The organism is Streptomyces sp. CNP082 (genome assembly GCF_059570535.1).
Window position 1 is genome coordinate 69,657 of sequence record NZ_JCANSZ010000010.1, and the last position, 19,400, is coordinate 89,056.

Annotated in this window: 18 protein-coding genes and 1 pseudogene; 10 read left to right on the forward strand and 9 right to left on the reverse strand. The window is 74.5% G+C overall.

What is annotated here, in order from left to right:
* Positions 1-15: 15 nt before the first annotated feature.
* Positions 16-1,803, reverse strand: coding sequence for a sulfatase-like hydrolase/transferase (locus B124_RS11600; RefSeq protein ID WP_496502671.1), 1,788 nt, complete (start codon positions 1,801-1,803; stop codon positions 16-18).
* Positions 1,804-2,191: 388 nt separating this feature from the next.
* The gene (locus B124_RS11605) at positions 2,192-2,599 is read right to left on the reverse strand and encodes a DnaJ family domain-containing protein (protein WP_496502672.1); all 408 of its coding nucleotides are present in this window, start codon (positions 2,597-2,599) and stop codon (positions 2,192-2,194) included.
* Positions 2,600-2,790: 191 nt separating this feature from the next.
* Here B124_RS11605 and B124_RS11610 point away from each other — a divergent pair, with 191 nt between their 5' ends.
* Positions 2,791-3,888: a DUF6777 domain-containing protein gene (locus tag B124_RS11610; RefSeq protein ID WP_496502673.1), complete on the forward strand. Its 1,098-nt coding sequence runs from the start codon at positions 2,791-2,793 to the stop codon at positions 3,886-3,888.
* Here the strand turns inward: B124_RS11610 and B124_RS11615 are convergent.
* On the reverse strand, positions 3,877-5,349 hold the full coding sequence (locus B124_RS11615) for a cytochrome P450 (protein WP_496502674.1): 1,473 nt from the start codon (positions 5,347-5,349) through the stop codon (positions 3,877-3,879). The two genes, B124_RS11610 and B124_RS11615, sit on opposite strands and share 12 nt — an antisense overlap.
* A gap of 76 nt (positions 5,350-5,425) precedes the next feature.
* On the opposite strand from B124_RS11615, the gene B124_RS11620 reads away from it, so the two are divergent.
* The 3 genes and pseudogenes from B124_RS11620 to B124_RS11630 all read left to right on the forward strand — a co-directional run.
* A complete protein-coding gene (locus B124_RS11620; protein ID WP_496502675.1) occupies positions 5,426-6,079 on the forward strand; it encodes a TetR/AcrR family transcriptional regulator in 654 nt (217 codons plus the stop codon).
* A gap of 115 nt (positions 6,080-6,194) precedes the next feature.
* The gene (locus B124_RS11625; RefSeq protein WP_496502676.1) at positions 6,195-7,199 is read left to right on the forward strand and encodes an Acg family FMN-binding oxidoreductase; all 1,005 of its coding nucleotides are present in this window, start codon (positions 6,195-6,197) and stop codon (positions 7,197-7,199) included.
* 28 nt (positions 7,200-7,227) lie between these two features.
* A pseudogene (locus B124_RS11630) lies at positions 7,228-7,743 on the forward strand (aromatic-ring hydroxylase C-terminal domain-containing protein); the annotation flags it as partial.
* Between the two features lie 22 nt (positions 7,744-7,765).
* Here the strand turns inward: B124_RS11630 and B124_RS11635 are convergent.
* The 4 genes from B124_RS11635 to B124_RS11650 all read right to left on the reverse strand — a co-directional run bounded on the left by B124_RS11635 (position 7,766) and on the right by B124_RS11650 (position 11,581).
* On the reverse strand, positions 7,766-8,602 hold the full coding sequence (locus B124_RS11635) for a Sco1979 family transcriptional regulator (protein ID WP_496502753.1): 837 nt from the start codon (positions 8,600-8,602) through the stop codon (positions 7,766-7,768).
* A 201-nt stretch (positions 8,603-8,803) separates the two neighbouring features.
* Positions 8,804-9,532: a class I SAM-dependent methyltransferase gene (locus B124_RS11640; RefSeq protein ID WP_496502677.1), complete on the reverse strand. Its 729-nt coding sequence runs from the start codon at positions 9,530-9,532 to the stop codon at positions 8,804-8,806.
* A gap of 58 nt (positions 9,533-9,590) precedes the next feature.
* Complete coding sequence (locus B124_RS11645; protein ID WP_496502678.1) at positions 9,591-10,889, reverse strand: MFS transporter; 1,299 nt, start codon at positions 10,887-10,889, stop codon at positions 9,591-9,593.
* Complete coding sequence (locus B124_RS11650; RefSeq protein WP_496502679.1) at positions 10,886-11,581, reverse strand: helix-turn-helix domain-containing protein; 696 nt, start codon at positions 11,579-11,581, stop codon at positions 10,886-10,888. The genes B124_RS11645 and B124_RS11650 overlap by 4 nt, the downstream gene beginning before the upstream one ends.
* Positions 11,582-11,650: 69 nt before the next feature.
* On the opposite strand from B124_RS11650, the gene B124_RS11655 reads away from it, so the two are divergent.
* The 3 genes from B124_RS11655 (at position 11,651) to B124_RS11665 (ending at position 14,083) form a co-directional block, all read left to right on the forward strand.
* The gene (locus B124_RS11655) at positions 11,651-12,523 is read left to right on the forward strand and encodes a hypothetical protein (RefSeq protein ID WP_496502680.1); all 873 of its coding nucleotides are present in this window, start codon (positions 11,651-11,653) and stop codon (positions 12,521-12,523) included.
* Between the two features lie 124 nt (positions 12,524-12,647).
* Positions 12,648-13,217, forward strand: a complete 570-nt coding sequence (locus B124_RS11660; RefSeq protein ID WP_496502681.1) for a carboxymuconolactone decarboxylase family protein — start codon at positions 12,648-12,650, stop codon at positions 13,215-13,217.
* Positions 13,214-14,083, forward strand: coding sequence for an RNA polymerase sigma-70 factor (locus tag B124_RS11665; protein WP_496502682.1), 870 nt, complete (start codon positions 13,214-13,216; stop codon positions 14,081-14,083). The genes B124_RS11660 and B124_RS11665 overlap by 4 nt, the downstream gene beginning before the upstream one ends.
* Positions 14,084-14,139: 56 nt before the next feature.
* On the opposite strand, the gene sigJ is transcribed toward B124_RS11665, so the two are convergent.
* On the reverse strand, positions 14,140-15,120 hold the full coding sequence (gene sigJ / locus B124_RS11670; RefSeq protein ID WP_496502683.1) for an RNA polymerase sigma factor SigJ: 981 nt from the start codon (positions 15,118-15,120) through the stop codon (positions 14,140-14,142).
* Between the two features lie 177 nt (positions 15,121-15,297).
* On the opposite strand from sigJ, the gene B124_RS11675 reads away from it, so the two are divergent.
* From B124_RS11675 to B124_RS11685, 3 genes are all read left to right on the forward strand, one after another.
* Positions 15,298-16,950, forward strand: a complete 1,653-nt coding sequence (locus B124_RS11675) for a DHA2 family efflux MFS transporter permease subunit (protein ID WP_496502684.1) — start codon at positions 15,298-15,300, stop codon at positions 16,948-16,950.
* Positions 16,947-17,573 carry a hemerythrin domain-containing protein gene (locus tag B124_RS11680; RefSeq protein ID WP_496502685.1) on the forward strand — a complete coding sequence of 209 codons (627 nt, stop codon included), beginning with the start codon at positions 16,947-16,949 and terminating at the stop codon, positions 17,571-17,573. The genes B124_RS11675 and B124_RS11680 overlap by 4 nt, the downstream gene beginning before the upstream one ends.
* A 122-nt stretch (positions 17,574-17,695) precedes the next feature.
* A complete protein-coding gene (locus tag B124_RS11685) occupies positions 17,696-18,058 on the forward strand; it encodes a nuclear transport factor 2 family protein (protein ID WP_496502686.1) in 363 nt (120 codons plus the stop codon).
* Between the two features lie 91 nt (positions 18,059-18,149).
* On the opposite strand, the gene B124_RS11690 is transcribed toward B124_RS11685, so the two are convergent.
* A complete protein-coding gene (locus B124_RS11690; protein WP_496502687.1) occupies positions 18,150-18,998 on the reverse strand; it encodes a SigB/SigF/SigG family RNA polymerase sigma factor in 849 nt (282 codons plus the stop codon).
* Positions 18,999-19,400 lie beyond the last annotated feature (402 nt).

Genomic DNA, 19,400 nt, shown 5'->3' on the forward strand with positions numbered 1-19,400 from the left:
CTGACGGCCCGCCCCTCAGGTCAGCCAGGGCAGGTCGCCGAAGTAGCCGCCCTGCGCCGGCGGGGTGAGCACGGCGTGGCGCGTCCGGTACGTCAACGGCCCGCCCGCGCACCGCGCGAAGGCCCGCGCGCTCAGCTCCCAGCGGCCCGCGGGCGCGCGCTTCGGCGGCGTGACCCGCCAGCGGGTGACCACCTCGGCGCCGGGCGCCAGCCGGCCGCGCGGCCGGCGGGTCGCGGCGCGCACCTGCCAGCCCTCGGGGACCTGCACCTGCACCCGCGGCTCGGTCCACAGCGTGCCGGAGCCGTTGTACAGGGTGGCGGTGACGGTGAGCGCGCGGCCCGGCTCGGCGTAGGGCGGGGCGCCGATGCGTACGCCGAACGGCTCGCGGCCGTACGAGTCGTGCCACTCCCGGCGCATGACCCGCACCAGCCGGGCGGCGACGTCCGGCCGCTGTGCGGCGAGGTCGACGGACTCGGCGGGGTCGTCCGCCAGGTTGTACAGCTCCACCTGCCACTGGTCGTCCGGCGCGGTGCGGTCCTTGCCGGGCGCGAAGCGCACCGCCTTCCAGTCGCCGGCGCGGACCGCCTCCGAGATCCGGCCGATCCGGTCGTGGTCGGCGGCGCGGGCCAGCGGCGTCGAGGCGCGCTCGTTGCGGTACCAGTACAGGAACGCGTGCCGGGACGCCGGTCCGGTGCCGGTGAGCAGCGGTGCGATGGACAGCCCGTCGACGTCCCGGGGCGCGGGGGCGCCGCCCAGCTCGGCGAGGGTGGGCAGCAGGTCTATGTGGGGTGTCGGCCGGTTCACGACGCCCCGCCGGATGCGGTACGGGGACCAGGCGATGAGCGGCACCCGGATGCCGCCCTCGTACAGGTTCCGCTTGTAGCCGCGCAGTGGGCGCTCGCGCTGGAAGAGCGCCGGCGTCACGCCGCCCTCCTCGTGGCGGCCGTTGTCGCTGGTGACGATCACCACGGTGTCCTCGGCGATGCGCTGCTCGTACAGCTCCTCGATCACCTGGCCGACCATCCGGTCGAAGTGCGCGACCTGCGCTGCGTGCCCCTTGTCCGCCGGACTCCAGTCCGTGTCGCTGTACTCGCCGGTGTCCGGCACGGTGCTCGGGGCGTGCGGCACGTTGGGGGAGAGGTAGAGGAAGAACGGCTCCTCGGCGTGGGTGCGGATGAACTCCACGGCGCGCGTGGAGAACTGGTCGGGCGCGTACGTGCCGCGCCCGCCGTCCCCGTTGCCCGTGAGCGGCACGCGGCGGTTGTTGTGCCACAGGTACGGCGGGAAGTAGTAGTGGGCGTGCCGGTGCGTCAGATAACCGTAGAACTCCTCGAAGCCGCGGTAGTTGGGGTGGCTGTGCTGGTCCGGCTCCTCGGGTCCGAAGCCCCACTTGCCGATGCACGCCGTGCGGTAGCCGCGCGCCCGCAGCAGCTCGGCGACGGTGGTGTCGTCGGCGCCGATGGCCGGCTGGATGCCGCGCATCGGGTTCTCCCGGACGCGGGCCCGGCCGCTGTGCAGGCCCGTCAGCAGCGAGGCGCGCGAGGGCGCGCAGACGGGCGCGGAGGCGTACGCCGCGGTGAACCGCAGGCCGTCGGCGGCGAGGCGGTCCAGATGGGGGGTGCGGATGAGCTGCTGGCCGTACGAGCCGAGCTCGCCGTAGCCGAGGTCGTCGGCCACGATCAGGACGATGTTGGGGCGGTCGCCGCGGGGGCTGCCGGGTGCGGCGGCGAGCGGGGCGGGGGTCAGCGCCGCGACGCCGGCGCCCGCGAGTGAGGCCGCGAGGAACTGCCGTCGGGTGGTCAACCGGCTCCCCCTCTCGGACGACTGGTGCCGATGAGCAGCGCCGTCCGGAGGCGGTGGCGGGGTCGGTACGCAGCGTCCCGGGCCGCGTCACCCGCCGGGGGTGAGCCGGGCCGGGGCCGCCGGTGGTGCGGTGGCGGAATCCGGCCGGAAGCGGTGCGATGGCGCCCGTGTCCGGGTACGGGCCGGACGCCCTTTGCCGCGCCGTCTGGTCGGGACGGCGGAATGGCCGCGCAGGGGTGACCTACGGATCAGTTCCCCCCGGGACTGCGTCTACCCCGTGCGCTTGCGTACGGCTTGACGTTTCGAGGGGACCCTACCACCAACGACCGACGCTTCCGCGCGCGTTGACGGGCCGGCGGAGGCGGTGCCTCCGGTCGTTCCGTACCCGCTACTTGCGTCCCTCGCGTCCCTCACGCCACTCGCGCACCAGCGTGTCGGCGTCCAGCGGCGCCAGCTTCAGCGGCGGGCCGACGGCGGGCGCGCGGTGTGCCGCGCGGATCTTCTCGTTGACCTCCGCGACGATCTCGCGCACCTGTTTCTCGCTGTGCGCCCTGGTCACGGCCTCAAGCGCGGCCTCGGCCTCCTTGCGCACGGCGAGGGAGGGCGGCAGCGCGGACAACTGCTCGCGCGCCATCTTCGCCTTGACCCACCACAATTCGTCGTACGGGCGGTCGAGGTCCGCGAGCGGCTTGCCCTTGCCGGGGAGGTCGTCGAACTCGCCCCGCTCGGCCGCCTCGCGGATCTGCCGGTCGATCCAGGACTCGAAGCTCACGCCCGGCGGCTTGCGTTCGGTCATATGCGGTGCTCCCTGCAGCTCACGCGGTCTCCGGCAGGCCGTTCTCCCACGTCAACGGTAGCGGCAGCGCCCCAGGCCGCGGCGCGCGGGCGGCGTCGCGCCGATGGCGGCTCTCAGCTTGCGCACATCCTGGTAACAATTCAGACAATGGCCTCGGAAGGTGTCCATCCGGCCCCGATAGGGAGACCCTCGTGCCCCGTCTGCGTTCCGCGCGCCGTGCACCGCTGCCGCCGCGCCGTGTCCCGCGCTCCGCGCGTCCCGCGCCGCGGCTGCCGCGCTCCGCGCGCCTCGCCGGCGCGGCGGCCGTCGCCCTCGCGCTGTCGGTCGCCGCGGCGTCCTGCGCCGCGCCCGGGCAGGGCGGCCGGGCCGCCGCCGCCGACCCGGCGGCGGAGCTGGTGCTGCAGCCCGTCGACGACCGCGGGCACGACCCGTTCACCCCGACCACGGCGACGCCCGAGGGCGCCGACCCGTCGCCCGCGCCCACCGCCGCGGCGCCCGACAGCGCGCCGCCGGCGGATCCGCGCACGCACCAGGTGGTGTCGGGCGGGCAGGACGGGCTGTACGGCGGCGTACGGAACGTCGCGAGCTGCGACGTCGACAAGCTGCTCACGTTCCTCAGCCGGGACGCCGGCAAGCAGGCGGCGTTCGCGCAGACCCTGCGGGTCGACGAGGGGAGCCTGCCGGGCTATCTGCGTTCGCTCACCTCCGTGCTGCTGCGCGCCGACACCCGCCTGGCCGGCCACGGCTTCGCGGACGGCGAGGCGAGCGCGTACCAGTCGGTGCTGCAGGCCGGCACCGCGGTGCTGGTCGACGACAGGGGCGTGCCGCGGGTGCGGTGCGTAAGCGGCAGCCCGCTGGCGGCGCCGGAGCGGCTGAGCGGCGATGCCCGCTACGGCGGCACCGGCTGGCGCGGCTACCGGCCGTCGCGGGTCGTCGTGGTCACGCCGGCGAAGCGGGCGCTGTCCACCCTGGTCATCGTGGACGTCACGACGAACCTGTGGTTCGAGCGGCCGGTCGGCGGGCAGCCGGGCCAGGACCGGAAGATGCCGGAGCCGCCGCGGGAGCGGTTCAACCCGCCGGCGCCGGGGCCGGGCGGCGGCCGTACGCAGAGCCCGAGCCCCGAACCCACGGGCAGCACCCGGCCGCCCACCGGGAGCCCGTCCCACGGGCCCGGCACCGAGTCCGGACGGCCGAGCACCTCCCCGCCGATGCCGGAAGGCGCCGAGGAAGGGGACCACGAGCGCGTCTCCGCCGGCGAGTCGGCCGGGCCGGCCGCGTCAGCCCGGTGAGCCCGCAGGCTCCGCCGCCGGACCCGGCGCCTGGTGGGGCACGGCGGTCCTGCGGACCGGCGCCAGCGTGAAACCGCGCGGCATCAGCGTCAGCCGCTCGCCGATCTCCAGCCGGTAGCCGGGGTCGCCGCGCAGCTCGTACCGGCGCAGCAGCAGCCCCAGCACGAGCGTCGCCTCGTGCAGCGCGAACTGCCGCCCGATGCACGCCCGCTCCCCGGTGCCGAAGGGCTTGAAGACGTGCCCCGGCCGGGCCCGTACCCGCTCCGGCAGGAAGCGGTCCGGGTCGAAGCGGTCGGCGTCCTGGCCCCAGACCGCCGGGTCGCGGTGCAGGGCCGGGATCAGCACCAGGGCCCACGCGCCCGCGCGCATCGGGTGGACGCCGCCCAGCACCGTGTCCGTGCGCGCGGCGCGGGTGAACGCGGGCGCCGTGGGCCACATCCGCAGCGACTCGTCCAGCACCCGGCGCACGTAGCGCAGCTTGCTCACCTGCCGGTACGACGGCTCCCCGGCCGGGCCCCACACCTCGTCCACCTCGGCGCGGGCGCGGGCCATCACCTCGGGGTGGCGGGAGAGGTAGTACAGCGCGAAGGACAGCGCGCCCGAGGTGGTCTCGTGCCCGGCGACCAGGAACGTGAGGATCTGGTAGCGGATGTTCTCCGGCGACAGCCGCTCGCCGGTCCGCGGATGGCGGGTGTTGAGCATCAGGCCGAGCAGGTCCTGCGCGTCCGGGTCCGGGTGCGCGGTGCGTTCCCGTACGACCTCGTCGACGACGGCGGTGAGATACGCGTTGTCGGCCGTGCCCCGGCGGCCGGGCCCGCGCCTCTTCACCGGGCTGAACGGCCGGGGCACGTTGCTGCCCTGGGCGTGGCGCAGGGAGCGCACCATGGCGGCGATGAAGGGGTGCTGCTCGGTGCGCTCGAAGGAGCCGAAGTCGTAGCCGAAGCCGGTGTTCGCGATCGTCTCCAGGGTCAGCTTCGTCGTGTCGGCGGACACGTCGGCCGCGGTGCCCGCGGCGGCGTGCGCGTCCCAGGCGGTGGTCAGCCGGCGGGCCATCGCGAGCATCACGGGGTGGTAGCGCTCCATCGCCCCGCGGGTGAAGGCGGGCGCGAGGATGTCGTGGCCGCGCTGCCAGTTGGGCTCGTGGTTGTGCGCGGTGAACAGGCCGTCGCCGCCGAGGTCGCGCAGGTTGTGGACGGCGAGCACGACCCGCTTGGCGAAGCGCGACTCGTCCGTCAGCTCGGCGACCAGCTCGGCGCCGGAGACCACCACTATCTCCAGCCCGAAGATCTTGCGCCGGAAGATCGGCCCCAGCTCCCGGGCCATCCGCAGCGAGTCCTGTACGGGCGTCGCGGGGGTGATGCCGAAGACGTCGCCCAGCACCGGCAGCCGGTGGGGCGGGTGGGGGATGCGGTGCAGCTCCGGCCAGGGTCCGGGACGGGTGCGTAAGAACGGCTTCGCCATCGTGCCCTCCCTTATTGAACTCGGTTCAGTACGCAGCGTGCGGCAGCGCAGGACCGGTGTCAAGTAAGGTGGCGCGATGGCTCGTTCCGGCTCTCGCGGCACGCAGACGGGGCGCCCGCGCACCCGCATGGGCACCGAGGAGCGGCGCCGGCAACTGCTGCGGATCGGTGCCGAGCTCTTCGCCGAGCGGCCCTTCGACGACGTGTGGATCGAGGAGGTCGCCGAGCGCGCCGGCGTCTCGCGCGGGCTGCTCTACCACTACTTCCCGGCCAAGCGGCAGTTCTACGCCGCCGTCATCCGGCACGAGGGCGAGCGGCTGCTGAGCATGACGGAGCCGGACCCCGCCACGCCCGTCGGCAGGCAGGTGCAGCAGGGGCTGGAGGCGTACCTGCGGTACGCGGAGGAGCATGCGCGCGGCCTGCGTGCCTTCCACCGCGCCTCGGCCACCGGAGACCGGGAGATCCACGAGATCCACGAGCAGCTCCTCGCCGAGCAGGAGCGGCGGATCGTCACGGTGCTCGACGCCCAGGCCGCCGCCGGGCTCATCGACGGCCCGGCGCCCGCGGCGCTGCGGCTCGCGGTGCACGGCTGGCTGGCGTTCGTCACGGCGGCGGTCCTGGACTGGCTGGAGCGGGGGGAGCCGTCGCGGGCGGAGGTACGGGAGGTGTGCACCGGGGCGCTGCTCGGCGCGCTGGCGGGGGCGCGGGGCGACAGCGGGCCGGGGGACTGAGGCGGAGGACTGAGGCGGGGGACCGGGCACCGCCGCCGGGCAGAGCGCGCGGTGGCCGCGGGCCGGTGGCCGCTCGACTCGTGGTCCCCAGGGCAGCGGCCGTACCCTGGGGAGCATGGCCGGGCGAGTACTGGACGCCACCGGGGCCGCGGCGCTCGTACAGGCCGCGATCGCCGCGCCCTCCATGCACAATGCGCAGCCGTGGCTCTTCCGCTGTCATCTCGGCCACCGGACCGTCGAGGTCCGCGCCGACCCGGAGCGCGCCCTGCCGGCCGCCGACCCGGACGGGCGCGGCCTGCACCTTGGCTGCGGCGCCGCTCTGTGCAACCTGCGGGTTGCCGCGGCAGCCGCCGACTGGCAGACCGGGACCGAGCTGCTTCCCGACCCCGGCGACCCGCTGCTGCTCGCCGTCCTCCGGCTCACCGACGCGGCCCCGGACGCCCGGCCGCACGCGGCGCTCGCCGAGCTGGAGCCGCAGATCGCCCGCCGGCACTCCAGCCGCTGGCCCTTCGGGGAAGAGCGGGTCGCGCCCGGCGACAGGGCGGACCTCATGGCGGCGGCCCGGGTCGAGGGCGCGGGGCTGGTGTTCCCGGACGCCTGGCACACGGAGTCCCTGCTGGAGCTGGTCCGCGACGCCGAAGTGCGCGATGCGGAGGACCCGCGCCGCGCCGCGGAGCTGGCCCGCTGGACGCACCCGTGGCCCGACACCGCCGACGAGGGCGTCCCCGGCTACGCCTACGGCCCCCGGCGCCACGACGGCGCCGCCCCGGTGCGCGACTTCGCCGGCCGCACCGAGCCCCCGGGGCGGGCCAGCGCGCCCTTCGAGGCCGCGCCGAACCTCGCCCTTCTGGGCACCGCGCGCGACACCCCGGCCGACTGGCTGCGCGCCGGCCAGGCGCTGGAGCGCGTGCTGCTGACCGCCACCCGCGCCGGGCTCGTGGCGTCGCTGGCGAGCGAGGCGCTGGAGTGGTCCGACCTGCGCGCGCTCGTACGCGACCCGCTCACGGACGTCGGCCACGTCCAGATGGTGCTGCGCCTCGGCTACGGCCAGCGCGGCCCGACCACGCCGCGCCGCCCGGTGTCGGAGGTCCTGGAGATCGTCGGCAGCCCGCGGCTGTGAGGCGCCGGAAACACGAACGGCAAGGAACGGGCTGCTTGACACCTACCACGCCGAACGCCACCCGGTGGCCGCCGACGTGCTCGACAACACCCGTGCGCAGACGCTGCTGATGTCCCCCGAGCCCGGCCCGCGGTCCGTGCGCCGGCTCCTCACCGAGCTGATGGACATCGAGGAGGCCAACCTCCGCATCATCGAGAAGATCATGGCGACCGCCGTCCGCTACGACTTCGGCCCCGGCCCCGACCTGCTCGGCCGCCGGCTGCGCGACCTGCGGCTGAAGCGCAACGGCCGGCTCTACGAGCTGACCCGCGCCGGCCGCGGGCTGCTGCTCGACCAGACCGGCCGGCTCTCGGCCGCCGGCTGGGCGGACCGTGTCGACCACGTCGCCGACACCGTCGCACCGGGCGGGACGCGGGATCCGGGCAACAGCCTCGACGCGCCCGCCGTGCTGCTGCGCCCCGACGGCCACGTCGCCTGGGCCGGCGAGGACCCCGCGGACCTCCACGGCCACCTGCACCGCTGGTTCGGCGCGCCGGCCGCCTGACCCGGGCCCGCGGCGGGCCGGGTCAGTACTCGCTCAGCAACTGCTCCAGCAGCTCCCGGCTCGACTCCTGCTTCTCCGCCGCCGCGCACAGACCGTCCATCGTCAGCAGATAGCGCTCGACGTCGTTGCGCTTGTCGAGGTAGAGGGCGCTGGTCAGTTGCTCGATGTACGCCACGTCCGGCAGGTCCGGCTCCGCGAAGCGCAGGATCGTCAGCGGGCTGACGACGGCCGCGAAGCGGCCGGTGGCCAGCCGGGCCACCTGGACCGTGATGTTCGACAACTCCAGGATCCCCAGCAGGTGCTTGATCTGCGCCCGCATCACCCGGCGCCCGCCGAGCGGGCGGCGCAGCGCCGCCTCGTCGAGGACCACCCAGTAGCGCGCGGGTGCCTCGGCGTGGCCCAGGATCTGCTGCCTGCGCAGCCGCAGGTCGACGTGGCGCTCTATGGCCGCCTCGTCCGCGTTCGGGTACGCGACCTGCGCGAACGCCCGTGCGTAGTCGGCCGTCTGCAGCAGTCCCGGGATGCGCTGCGCCTGGTAGGAGCGGATCAGCGAGGCGGCCTCTTCGAGGCCGAGGAACGTCTCCATCCAGGCGGGCGTCACATCGCTGTACTGATGCCACCAGCCGGTGGAGTTGGCGCCGCGCGCCAGATCGAGGTAGTGCCCGCGCTCGGCCTCGTCCTCCACCCCGTACAGCGTCAGCAGGGCGGCGATGTCGTGCTCCTTGCAGCCGCCCCGGCCCAGCTCCAGCCGGCTGAGCTTGGGCTGCGAGGCGCCGATGGTGCGCGCGGCGGCCTGGAACGTGATGCCGCGCTGCTCGCGCAGCCGCCGCAGCTGGTTGCCGAGGATGATGCGGCGCACGGTGGGGCCGCCTCGGGACGGGGCCGGCAGCGAGTTCGTCTCCGACAGGCTTGGCGCGTGCATCGGGCTCCCAAGGATGATCAGGTCCGCGCCCCTCAGTCTCGCATCGAAGGAGCAAACGTGTACAGGGAAAGCGATTGTTCGAGTTGAATATGCCTCTGGTACGCGGCTGTTATGCCCTCCGGCCGCGGCCCGGGCCCGTCAGGGGCGCCGGGCGAGCACCGCGCGGGCGCGCGGGCTGCCGTCCGGCCGCCGCCCCAGGTCCGCCAGCGCGACCGTCGCCACGGTGAACCCGGTGCGCTCCAGGTCTGCCCGCACGTCCGACAGGCGGAACGTGCGGTAGTACATGACGAACCGCGGGCGCCACAGTGCGTTGCGCACCCGCATCACGGTGTCGAACCCCCACAGCTCCCAGTATCCCCGGGACCCCACCGGCTGCGGCGCGGGGAGGGGGAAGGCGAAGTACCCGCCGGGGCGCAGCGACCGGAAGACCTGCGCGAAGAGCGCCGGGCGCGCCGCGGGCAGGAAGTGGCCGAACGCGCCGAAGCTCACGGCGAGGTCGAAGACCGGCGCGAACGGCAGCGCCAGGGCGTCCGCCCGCACCCAGCGCGTCGAGGGCGGGCCCGGAGCGTCCGCGAACGCGCCGCGCGCCTCGGCGAGCATCCCCGCGCTGAAGTCGGCCCCGACGACCTGCTCCGTGCACAGCCGGCGCAGCACCCCGGCACCCGCACCCGTACCGGTGCAGACGTCGAGCCCGCGCCCGAACGGCCCCAGCGGCGCGACGGCGGACGCGAACGCGTCCAGCACGCGGTCGGGGGTGCGGAACGGGGTGGCGTCGAACTTCGGCGCCAGCAGGTCGTAGCCGCGCTCCGTGGAGGACATCGCCTGCACGGTCAGCTCGAGAAGGGTCGGACCCTCGGGAGAGAACATCGCGATCAGCGTAGCCGCGCCGGGGCGCCGTGCAGGGGAGGGGCGTTCACCGCGCGCGCTACGCCGGCGCCGGCCCCGCCGCCTCGTCCTCGGCGGCCTGCCCGGCGGGCCCCGCCCCGGGCAGCAGCCGGGTCCGCGGCACCGGCGAGGGCAGCAGCCACAGCACGCCCAGCGCGGCGCCGACCGTCGCCACCCACAGCGTCGGCCGCAGCCCGAGCGCGCTGCCCAGCGCCCCGCCCGCGAGCGCGCCGAGCGGACGGACGCCGAAGTTGACGGTCTGGAAGGCGCCCAGGACGCGGGAGCGCAGCTCGTCGGGGATGGCCGCGGCGAAGTAGGCGTTGGCCGAGATGTCGAGGATCATCACGCCGAACGCGGAGGCGAACTCGGCGGCCAGCAGCATCCCGGCGGCCAGGGGAGTGGGCCCGGCCGCCAGCGGGACCAGCGTCAGCGGCAGGCTGAACCCGGCGAACCCCGCCGTCATCGCCGGGCCCACGCCGAACCGCCCCACGATCCGGGTGGTGAGGGCCGCGCCGGCCAGACCGCCGATGCCGCCGGCCCCGAGGACAACGCCGAGGAGCCCGGGGCCGAGGCCCAGTTCCTGCGTCGCGTAGAGCACGAACAGCGCCTGGAAGATGAAGTTGAAGAAGTTGAGCGTCGCCGTCGCGGCGGCGCAGGCGCGGACCGCGGGCGTACGCAGGACCCAGCGGATGCCCGCCGTCGCGTGCTTCTTCTCCCGGGTGGCGGGCGGCGGTTCGGCCGGGGATATCCGGCCGAGGAAGAGCGCCGAGACGAGATAGCTGAGCGCGTCGAAGAGCAGCGCGAACGGCGCCGTGGCCAACTGCACGAGCCCGCCGCCGAGCCCGGGGCCGGCCGTGAACGCCAGCGCCCGGCTGCCGTTGAGCAGCGAGCTGCCCTGGACGTAGCGCTCGACGGGCAGCAGGGCGACGTACACGCTGCCGGCGCAGACGTTGAAGACCGCGCCCAGGGTGCCGACCGCGAAGGCCGCCGCGTACAGATGCGTGAGCGTCAGCGCGTCGAGCGCGTACGCCACGGGGACGGAGGCGACGGCCGCCATCCGGCCGAGGTCGGCGGCGATCATCACCCGGCGGCGGCTGCGCCGGCGGTCGGCCCAGGCGCCGGCGGGGAGGGAGAAGAGCAGCGCGGGCAGCAGCGCTGCGGCGGTGAGCAGGCCCATGTCGGCCGCGCCGGCACCGAGGAGCAGCACGGCGGCGAGGGGGACGGCGATGCGGTGGACCTCGTCGCCGAGGAGGGAGACGCTCTGGGCGGCCCAGTAGCGGCGGAAGGGGCGGTCGCGCAGCAGCTCCGGGACGGCCGGGAGCCGGGCGGGGCGTCTCACGAGGGCCGCTGCGGGGGCTGCGGGGGCTCGGCGGCGGGGCCGGCCGGGGCCGGTGTGTCCGGCGGGTTCCCGGAATCCGCCGGGTCCGTCCCGTCCGCCGCATCCGCCTCGTCCGCCCCATCCGCCGTGTCCTGCGGGTCGACGAAGGCCAGCCGCAGCATGCTGACCAGCCGTGCCCCTTCCGGGCGGCGCGCGGGGTCCGTGACGCGGTCGTCGTAGCGGGACAGCAGCCGGGTCATCTCCTTCGTCAGCCCGGTCAGTTCCTCCGGAGTGAGGTACAGGCTCCAGTCGCCGGAGTACTCCGCGGCCTGCCACGCACGGGGCAGCAGGTGGCGGACGGCGAGCGCGCCGCCCAGCCTCCGCACGAACGCCTCCACCTGCGCCATCGTCAGGTCACCGACGGCCTCGGTCGCGGCCGGGTCGTCGTACGCGGCCTCCCAGTGCGTCGTACGCGCCGTGGCCCGCCACGGCTTCTCCCGGCCCCGCCCGCCGCCGCTCTGCTCGACGAGGCCGTACTTGGCGAGCATCCGCAGGTGGTACGAGCACCCGGCGACGGACTCCCCGGTCAGCTCCGCGGCCCGGGTGGCGGTGAGCGGCCCGTGGCGGCGGAGCAGGCCGACGAGCTCCATCCGGGTGGGGTGGGCGTAGGCGCGCAGGGCGCGGGCGTCGGTGAGGTCGATGCGGTCCGGCATGAACTAAAGGTATCTTTAGAAAGACTTCTATAGAAGCTGTCCGGGCCGACCGGGAGGACAATGGGTCCGATGGACCTGCAGAGCGTCGCGGACGAGCTGTACGCGCTGCCGCCGGGCGAGTTCACCGCCGCCCGCGGCCGGCACGCCGACGCGGCGCGTACGGCCAAGGAGCCGGCCCTCGCCAGGCAGATCGCCGCACTGCGCAAGCCGACGCTCGCCGCCTGGGCCGGCAACCTGCTGGTGCGCTCCGCACCCGAGCAGGTCGACGCGCTGCGCCGGCTCGGGGAGGGCCTGCGCGCGGCACAGGACCGGCTCGCGGGGGAGCGGCTGCGCGAGCTGACCCGGCAGCGCAACGCGCTGGTCGCCGAACTCGCCCGCGAGGCCCGCCGGCTCGCCGCCGAAGCCGGGCAGCCGGTCGGCGACGCCGTCCAGCACGAGGTCGAGACGACCCTCCACGCCGTCCTCGCCGACCCGGACGCGGCCCGCGCCTGGGCCACCGGCCACCTCGCCAGGCCCCTGGCCACCCGCCCGGGCTTCCCGGGCACCGCAGCCACCGCCCGCGAACCCGCACCCCGCCCCGCCCGCAAGCGCCACCTCAAGGTCGTCGAGGACCCCGGCAGGGCCCGCGCGGAAGAACTGGCCCGGGCGCGTAAGGAGGCCGGGGAAGCCCAGCGCCGCGCCCGCGACCAGGACAAGGCCCTGCGCCACGACGAATCCCGGCGGGCCGCAGCGGAATCCCGCCTGGAAGAGGCCACGGCCCGCGTCGCCGAACTGACCGCGCAACTGCGGTCCGCCGAAAAGGCCGAAACCCGCGCCCGCGAAGCCCTCACCCAGGCCCGGCGCACCGCGACCGCCACCACGCGCACCACCCGCGAGTCCCGCAGAGCGGCGGAGAAGGCAGCGGCAAAGCTCGCCGCCCTGGAAACCGGAACGGACACCTGAGGCGTCCCTTCCTGCGATGAACGGGCCGCGGGCGGCACGTCGCAGAAGAACCGCGTTCAGGTGTCACGCCCGGGCCGTGGGCGGTGTCTGGATGGGGACCAGATCATCCGGCCAAGGAGAGATCATGACTGTGCGTGTCCCCAAGGCGGAACTGCCCGGCGAGATGAAGGAGGCAATGGCGGCGCAGTTCGGCGGCGTGCCCGAGCCGGTGGAGGTGATTTTCAACCACCCTGACCTGGCCGCCGCCAACATGGAGTTCTCGGCGCAGGTGGCCTCGTGGCGCGCCGTCGACGCGAGTCTGAAGTCGTTCGCCCACATGGCGGTCGCCGCGCTCGTCGGGTGCAGTTGGTGCCTTGACGTCGGCTACTTCCAGGCGCAGCAGGAGGACCTGGACGTGGCCAAGGCCAGCCAGGTGCCGCGGTGGCGGGACAGTGACGTGTTCTCGCCGCTGGAGCGGGAGGTGATGGCGTACGCGGAGGCGATGTCGGTCACGCCGACGACCGTCACCGATGAGCAGTCGGCGAGCCTGCTGCGGCAACTCGGCACCGCCGGGCTCGTGGAGCTGACCGTGTTCATCGCGTATGCCAACATGTCGACACGGTCGAACACCGCGCACGGGATCACCTCGCAGGGCTTCTCGGAGTCGTGCGAGATCCCGCTGGCCGCCCGCCCGGCGCCTGCCGGCAGGGCATGACGGCGACGCCCGGCGACCCGTTCGTCACCCACCGCAGCCTGCTGTTCACCGTCGCCTACGAGATCCTCGGGTCGGCGGCGGACGCGGAGGACGTCCTGCAGGAGTCCTGGCTGCGGTGGGCCGACGCGGACCGGTCGCAGGTACGGGACGCGCGGGCGTACCTCGTACGGACCGTCACCCGGCAGTCGCTCAACCGCCTGCGGACGCTGGCGCGCAGGCGCGAGGAGTACGTCGGCGAGTGGCTGCCGGAGCCGTTGCTGACCACGCACGACGTCGCCGAGGACGTCGTGCTGGCGGAGAGCGTGTCGATGGCGATGCTCACCGTGCTGGAGACGCTCGGGCCCACCGAGCGCGCGGTGTTCGTGCTCCGCGAGGTCTTCGACGTCCCGTACGGCGAGATCGCCGGAGCCGTCGGCAAGCCGGCGGCCACCGTGCGGCAGATCGCCCGGCGGGCCCGCCGGCACGTCGCGGCCCGCCGCCCGCGGGTGCGGGTCAGCCCGTCCGAGCAGGAGGCGGTCGTGGAGCGGTTCCTCGCCGCGCTGCACACCGGAGAGCTGCGGGAACTCCTGCAGGTCATGGCGCCGGACGTGGTCATGGTCGTCGACGGCGGCGGGATCGTGCCCGCCGTGCTCTCCCCGGTCCACGGCGCCCGCCCGGTGGCGGAGCTGCTGGCGACCGTGCACCGGGTGACGCTGGAGACGGCCGCCGTCCGGCTGAACGGCGCCCCCGCGGCGCGGCTCGCGTTCGACGGCGAGCAGGCGGCGGTGAGCCTGGAGGCGGCAGCCGGGAAGATCACCCGGATCTACGTCGTGCGCAGCCCGCACAAGCTCACCCGCATCGACCGTCCCGCGGACCTCACCAGGTGACGCGCGGACACTGTGGCCGGACCGGGCCGGCCGCGGTGTCCGGCCTCCCCCGGGGGTCAGGTCGCCTCCGGGTGTTCGCGCGCGCGGACGTGAGTGAGTTTTTCGGGGTTCGAAACGATGTAGACGTCCGACACCTGCTCGCCGTCCGCGGTGAGGTCCATGACCATCACCGCGTACGGGGAGTCGCCCGCGTACACCACCGCGGACGGGTCGCCGTTGACGCTCCGGTACTGGACGGAGAACTCCTCCGGCCGCCGGCGTGACGAGGAGTAGCCCGCCAGCAGGCGCGCGGCCTTCTCCCGGCCCCGGACGGGGCGCAGCCCCGCGCCGCGGCTCTTGCCGCCGCCGTCGGTCCACACGGTCACGTCCGGCGCCAGGACCTCCATCAGGGCCTCGACGTCGCCACCGAGCGCCGCGGCGACGAACCGCTCCGTCGCCTCCCGGCGCACCCGGGGGTGGGCCTCGTAGCGGGGGCGGCGGGCGCGTACGTGCTCGCGGGCGCGGCGGGCCACCTGCCGTACCGCGGCGGGACTGCGGTCGAGTACCTGGGCGATCTCGGTGTGGGCGTAGCCGAACACCTCGTTCAGGACGAACACCGCCCGCTCCAGCGGCGTCAGCGTCTCCAGCACCACCAGCATCGCCAGCGACACCGACTCGGTGCGCAACGCCTGCTCGGCCGCGTCCACGGCGTCCGTGGGCTCGCCATCCGCCGCCGTCAGCAGCGGCTCCGGCAGCCAGGCCCCGACGTACGTCTCGCGGCGGTTTCGGATGCGGGCCTGCCGGGCGAGCGCGTGGTTGACCGCGATCCGTACCAGATACGCGCGCGGGTTGCCGATCTGCGCCGACGCCGCCGCCCGTGCGCGCTTCCCGGTCCATGACAGCCACGTCTCCTGCAGCACGTCCTCGGTGTCCGCGACGCTGCCGAGCATGGAGTAGACGATGGAGAACAGCAGCTCGCGGTGGTCGACGAAGATCTGGGTCCCGGTCCGCCGCGGCTCGGCCGCCGTTTCGGTCGCGGGCGCCGTGTCCGGTGCCATGTTCCCTCCTGGTGCGTCAGTGCGGTGCCCCGCGCTTACAGAAGGGGTCACACCCTCCCGAGTGTGACATCCGGTGCCGTCCGTGTGGTCCACGCCTCATCCGGCCGCCGGGATGTCACACCCGCGCTCCCGCCGCCCTCCTGAAAGGCGAGTCACGGCACGGAGGAAGGAAAGAAAGTGCTGCGAAAATGGCGCGGCAATCCGTGGGCGATCCTGCTCACGCTCTCCCTCGGATTCTTCATGACGCTTCTCGACCTGACGATCGTGAACATCGCGATCCCCGACATGGTCGACGATCTGGACGCGTCCCTGGACGAGATCTTGTGGGTCGTCAACGCGTACACCCTGGCCCTCGCCGTCCTGATGATCACCGCCGGCCGGCTCGGCGATCTGCGGGGCAAGCGGAACCTGTTCGTCGCCGGCGTGGCGCTCTTCACGGCCGCCAGCCTGGCCTGCGGCCTCGCCCAGGACGCGGCGCAGCTGATCGCGTTCCGCGCCGTCCAGGGGCTGGGCGCGGCGCTGCTCATGCCGCAGACCCTGTCGATCGTCGCGGATGTCTTCCCCGCCGACAAGCGCGGCAAGGCGATGGGCGTCTGGGGCGCCGTCGCGGGCGTCTCCGGCGCCCTGGGACCGATCATCGGCGGGGCGCTGATCAGCGAACTCGACTGGCGGTGGATCTTCCTGGTCAACCTGCCCCTCGGGGCGCTGGTGCTCGTCATGGCGATGGCGATCATCCCGGGCGCGCAGCGCACCGTCAGGCACAGGTTCGACCTCGTCGGGGTGCTGCTCGCCTCCGCCGCCCTCTTCTGCCTCGCCTTCGCGCTGATCGAGGGGGAGCGATACGACTGGAACGCGGGCATCTGGACGCTCGTCGGCGTGGCCGCCGCGCTGCTCGCCGTATTCCTGCGCTACGAGCACCGCCGGCAGGACGACGAGCCGCTGGTGCCCCTCTCACTCTTCCGAGACCGCAACTTCTCGGTGCTCAACCTCGTGGGCATCACGGTGTCCTTCGGGTTCGTCGGGATGCTGCTGCCGCTGACGATCTACCTGCAGTCCGTGCTCGGCTTCAGCGCCCTGAAGTCCGGTCTCGTGCTGCTGCCGATGGCGCTCGGGTCGATGATCATGGCCGGCCCGGCGGGCGTGCTGGCGGACAAGGTGGGCGGCAAGTACGTCCTGATGACCGGGCTGCTGGCCTGGGCGGGCGGGCTGCTGTGGGTGGTCGCCGCCGCCGACGTCGGCGCCGGCTGGACGGAGATCTCGGCCCCCCTGCTGCTCATCGGGCTGGGCGCCGGCTGCACCTTCGCCCCGATGGCCACCGAGGTGATGCGCAACGTGCCGGCCCACCTGTCCGGCGCGGCCTCCGGCGTCAACAACGCGCTGCGCCAGGTCGGTTCCGTCCTGGCCGGCGCGGTGATCGGCGCGGTGCTGCAGGCCCGGCTCGCCTCCTCCCTCACCGACGGGGCCCGCCGCCAGGCCGCGGAGCTGCCCGCCGGCTACCGCGAGCCGTTCGTCGAGGGCTTCGCCGGCACCGGCGCGGCCGGTGCCGACGTGAGCGCCGCGCAGGGCGGGGGCGGCGCGGACCTGCCGGCGGACGTGCCGCGGGACGTGGCCCGGCGGATCGAGGAGCTGGGCGGCCGGGTCTTCGGCGACGGCTTCGTGGACGCCATGGGCCCCACCGTCTCGGTCTCCGTCGCCGTGCTCCTTCTCGGCGCCGCCGCCTGCCTCGTCGTCAGCCGCCACACCGGCCCGTCCCCGGCCGGCCACGGTCTGCCCGCCGCCGACCCGGAACCCGAAACCGTATCCCCCGTCACCGAAGGACACACCGCATGAGCGCCACACCGCCCGGAACGATCGACTTCACCATGATGTACGTGACCCACGACGCGTTCCGCCGCGACCTCGACCGGCTCCTCGCCGCCGCGGCCGACGGCACGGCGCACACCCCGCAGGTCCTGGCGGGCTGGGCGAACTTCAAGCACCAACTGCTGCTCCACCACACCGTCGAGGACGAGGCCCTGTGGCCGCGGCTGGCGGACAAGGTGGCGGGCCGGCCCGCCGACCGGCTCCTGCTGGCGGACATGGAGGCGGAGCACGCCCGCCTCGACCCGTTGCTCGCCACCGTCGAGGCGGCCCTGGCTGAACCGGCCGACGACCTCGCCGAGCAGGTGAGCGAGCTGCGGGCGACGCTCGTGGAGCACCTCGACCACGAGGAGAAGAGTGCGCTGCCGCTCATCCAGGAGGTGCTGACGCCGGCCGACTGGCGCGTCTTCGCGGGCAAGATGCGCGAGCGCCAGGGCATGCGGGGCGCGGCGGTCTACGTACCGTGGATCACGGACTCGATGCCGGCCGCCGACCGCGAGCGGTTCCTGGCCCAGTTGCCCCCGCCGGTGCGGGTCCTCAACCGCAGGCTGTGGGAGCCGCGCTACCGCAGGCGCGCGATGTGGGCCGTCTGACCCCGGCCCACGCGCGCTGACCCGGGCCGCCCGGCCTTACCTCGGCGGTAATCGACGCCGTGGCCGGGCGCCCCGCATGGTGGGGCCACCGACCAGCAGTCGCCTTCGAGGAGGTTGTCCGCATGTCCGCTTACGAGTCCGCCGTCACCCGCTACTTCGCCGCCTGGAACGCCACGGACCCCGCCGAGCGCGAGAAGGCCGTCGCCGCCGCCTGGACCGAGGACGCGACGTACACCGATCTCCTCGCCGAGGTCAGCGGCCACCCCGGTCTCGCCGCCGTGATCACCGGCGCCCAGGAGCAGTTCCCCGGCTTCGAGTTCCGGCTCCTCGGCCCCGTCGACGGCCACCACGACACGGCCCGTTTCTCCTGGGAGCTGATCGCCCCGGACGGCTCGGCACCCGTGCAGGGCTTCGACGTCGTCACGCTGGCGGAGGACGGCCGGATCCGCTCCGTGCTCGGCTTCCTGGACCGGGTGCCGGGCTGACACCGGTGCCCACGGCAGACCGGTGCGGGACGTGGCCTGACCCGGCCCGCACCGGGAGCGCCGGGCAGGCTGCGGGGCCGGGGCGCGCTCCCTACGCGGTGGTGGCGGAGCCGGCCGGTTCCGGAGCGGCGGCGGCCCGGCCCGCGGCGGCGCGGTCGGCCTCCACGCGCTCGCAGATCCGCGCGCACGAGTGGCTGATCAGCCGGGAGACGTGCATCTGCGAGATGCCCAGGTGCTCGGCGATGCGGCTCTGCGCCATGTCGCAGAAGAACCGCAGGTAGAGGATCTCGCGTTCGCGTTCCGGCAGCCGGCTCAGGTGCGGTCGCACGGCCTCGCGGTCCACGGCCTGGTCGAAGCCGGGCTCGGTGCTGCCGAAGGTGTCGATCAGCGAGTAGCCGTCCTCGATGTCGGTGAGGGCGGCGTCGAGGGACAGGGTGGTGTAACTCTCCAGCGCCTCCAGGCCCGTACGCACCTCGTCCTCGGTCAGCCCGGCCGCCTCCGCGATCTCCGCGGTCGGCGGGAACCGGTCGTCGGCCGTGACGGCGAGCGACATGCCCGCGGTGCGGACGCGGTTGCGCAGCTCCTGGACCCGCCGGGGCACGTGTACGGCCCACATGTGGTCGCGGAAGTGGCGCTTCAGCTCGCCGGTGATCGTCGGCACCGCGAAGCTCTCGAAGGCGTTCCCGCGCGCCGGGTCGTACCGGCCGACGGCCTTCACCAGGCCCAGGAGCGCGACCTGTTCCAGGTCTTCCAGCGCCTCGCCGCGGTTGGTGAACTGGCGGGCGAGCCGCTCGGCCATCGGCATCCAGGCGCGTACGACCTCCTGCCGCAGGGCCTTCTTGTCGGGGCCTTCGGGCATGCCGGCGAGCCGGCGGAACTGCGCGGAGGTGTCGGGTGCGTCGTGGTGCGGGTGCTTTCTCCCTGCCCGGACATACGCCACGGGGGCCTCCCTCGGGCGAGTCGTGCGCGTTCATTTCTGACGGGAGGACGACGGCGGCGGCCACCGGAGCGCCAGCGGCTGGGAAGCCGTGTACTCCCGCGGCGTGCCTCTGACTCCGAAGCACGTGACTCCGCCTGCCCGCCGCCGTGCGGGGCAAACGGCGCTGGCCGCGACTGTTCCAGAATACGCCGGTGGCGCGGGTCGCACGAGCGGTCGCCCGGCGGCGGGACAGCCGGCCGGAACAGCCGGGCGGTGACCGCCGCGGCGCCCACCCCGGCCCTGCCGCCTCCGCGCGCCTGGCCCGCGCCCGTAGCCGTCCGGGCCTCAGATCGATCGTTAGTGCCCGCCGGAGCGTGGTACCCGGCCCGTATGAGCGACCAGGACACGGCGCGTGCGTTCCCG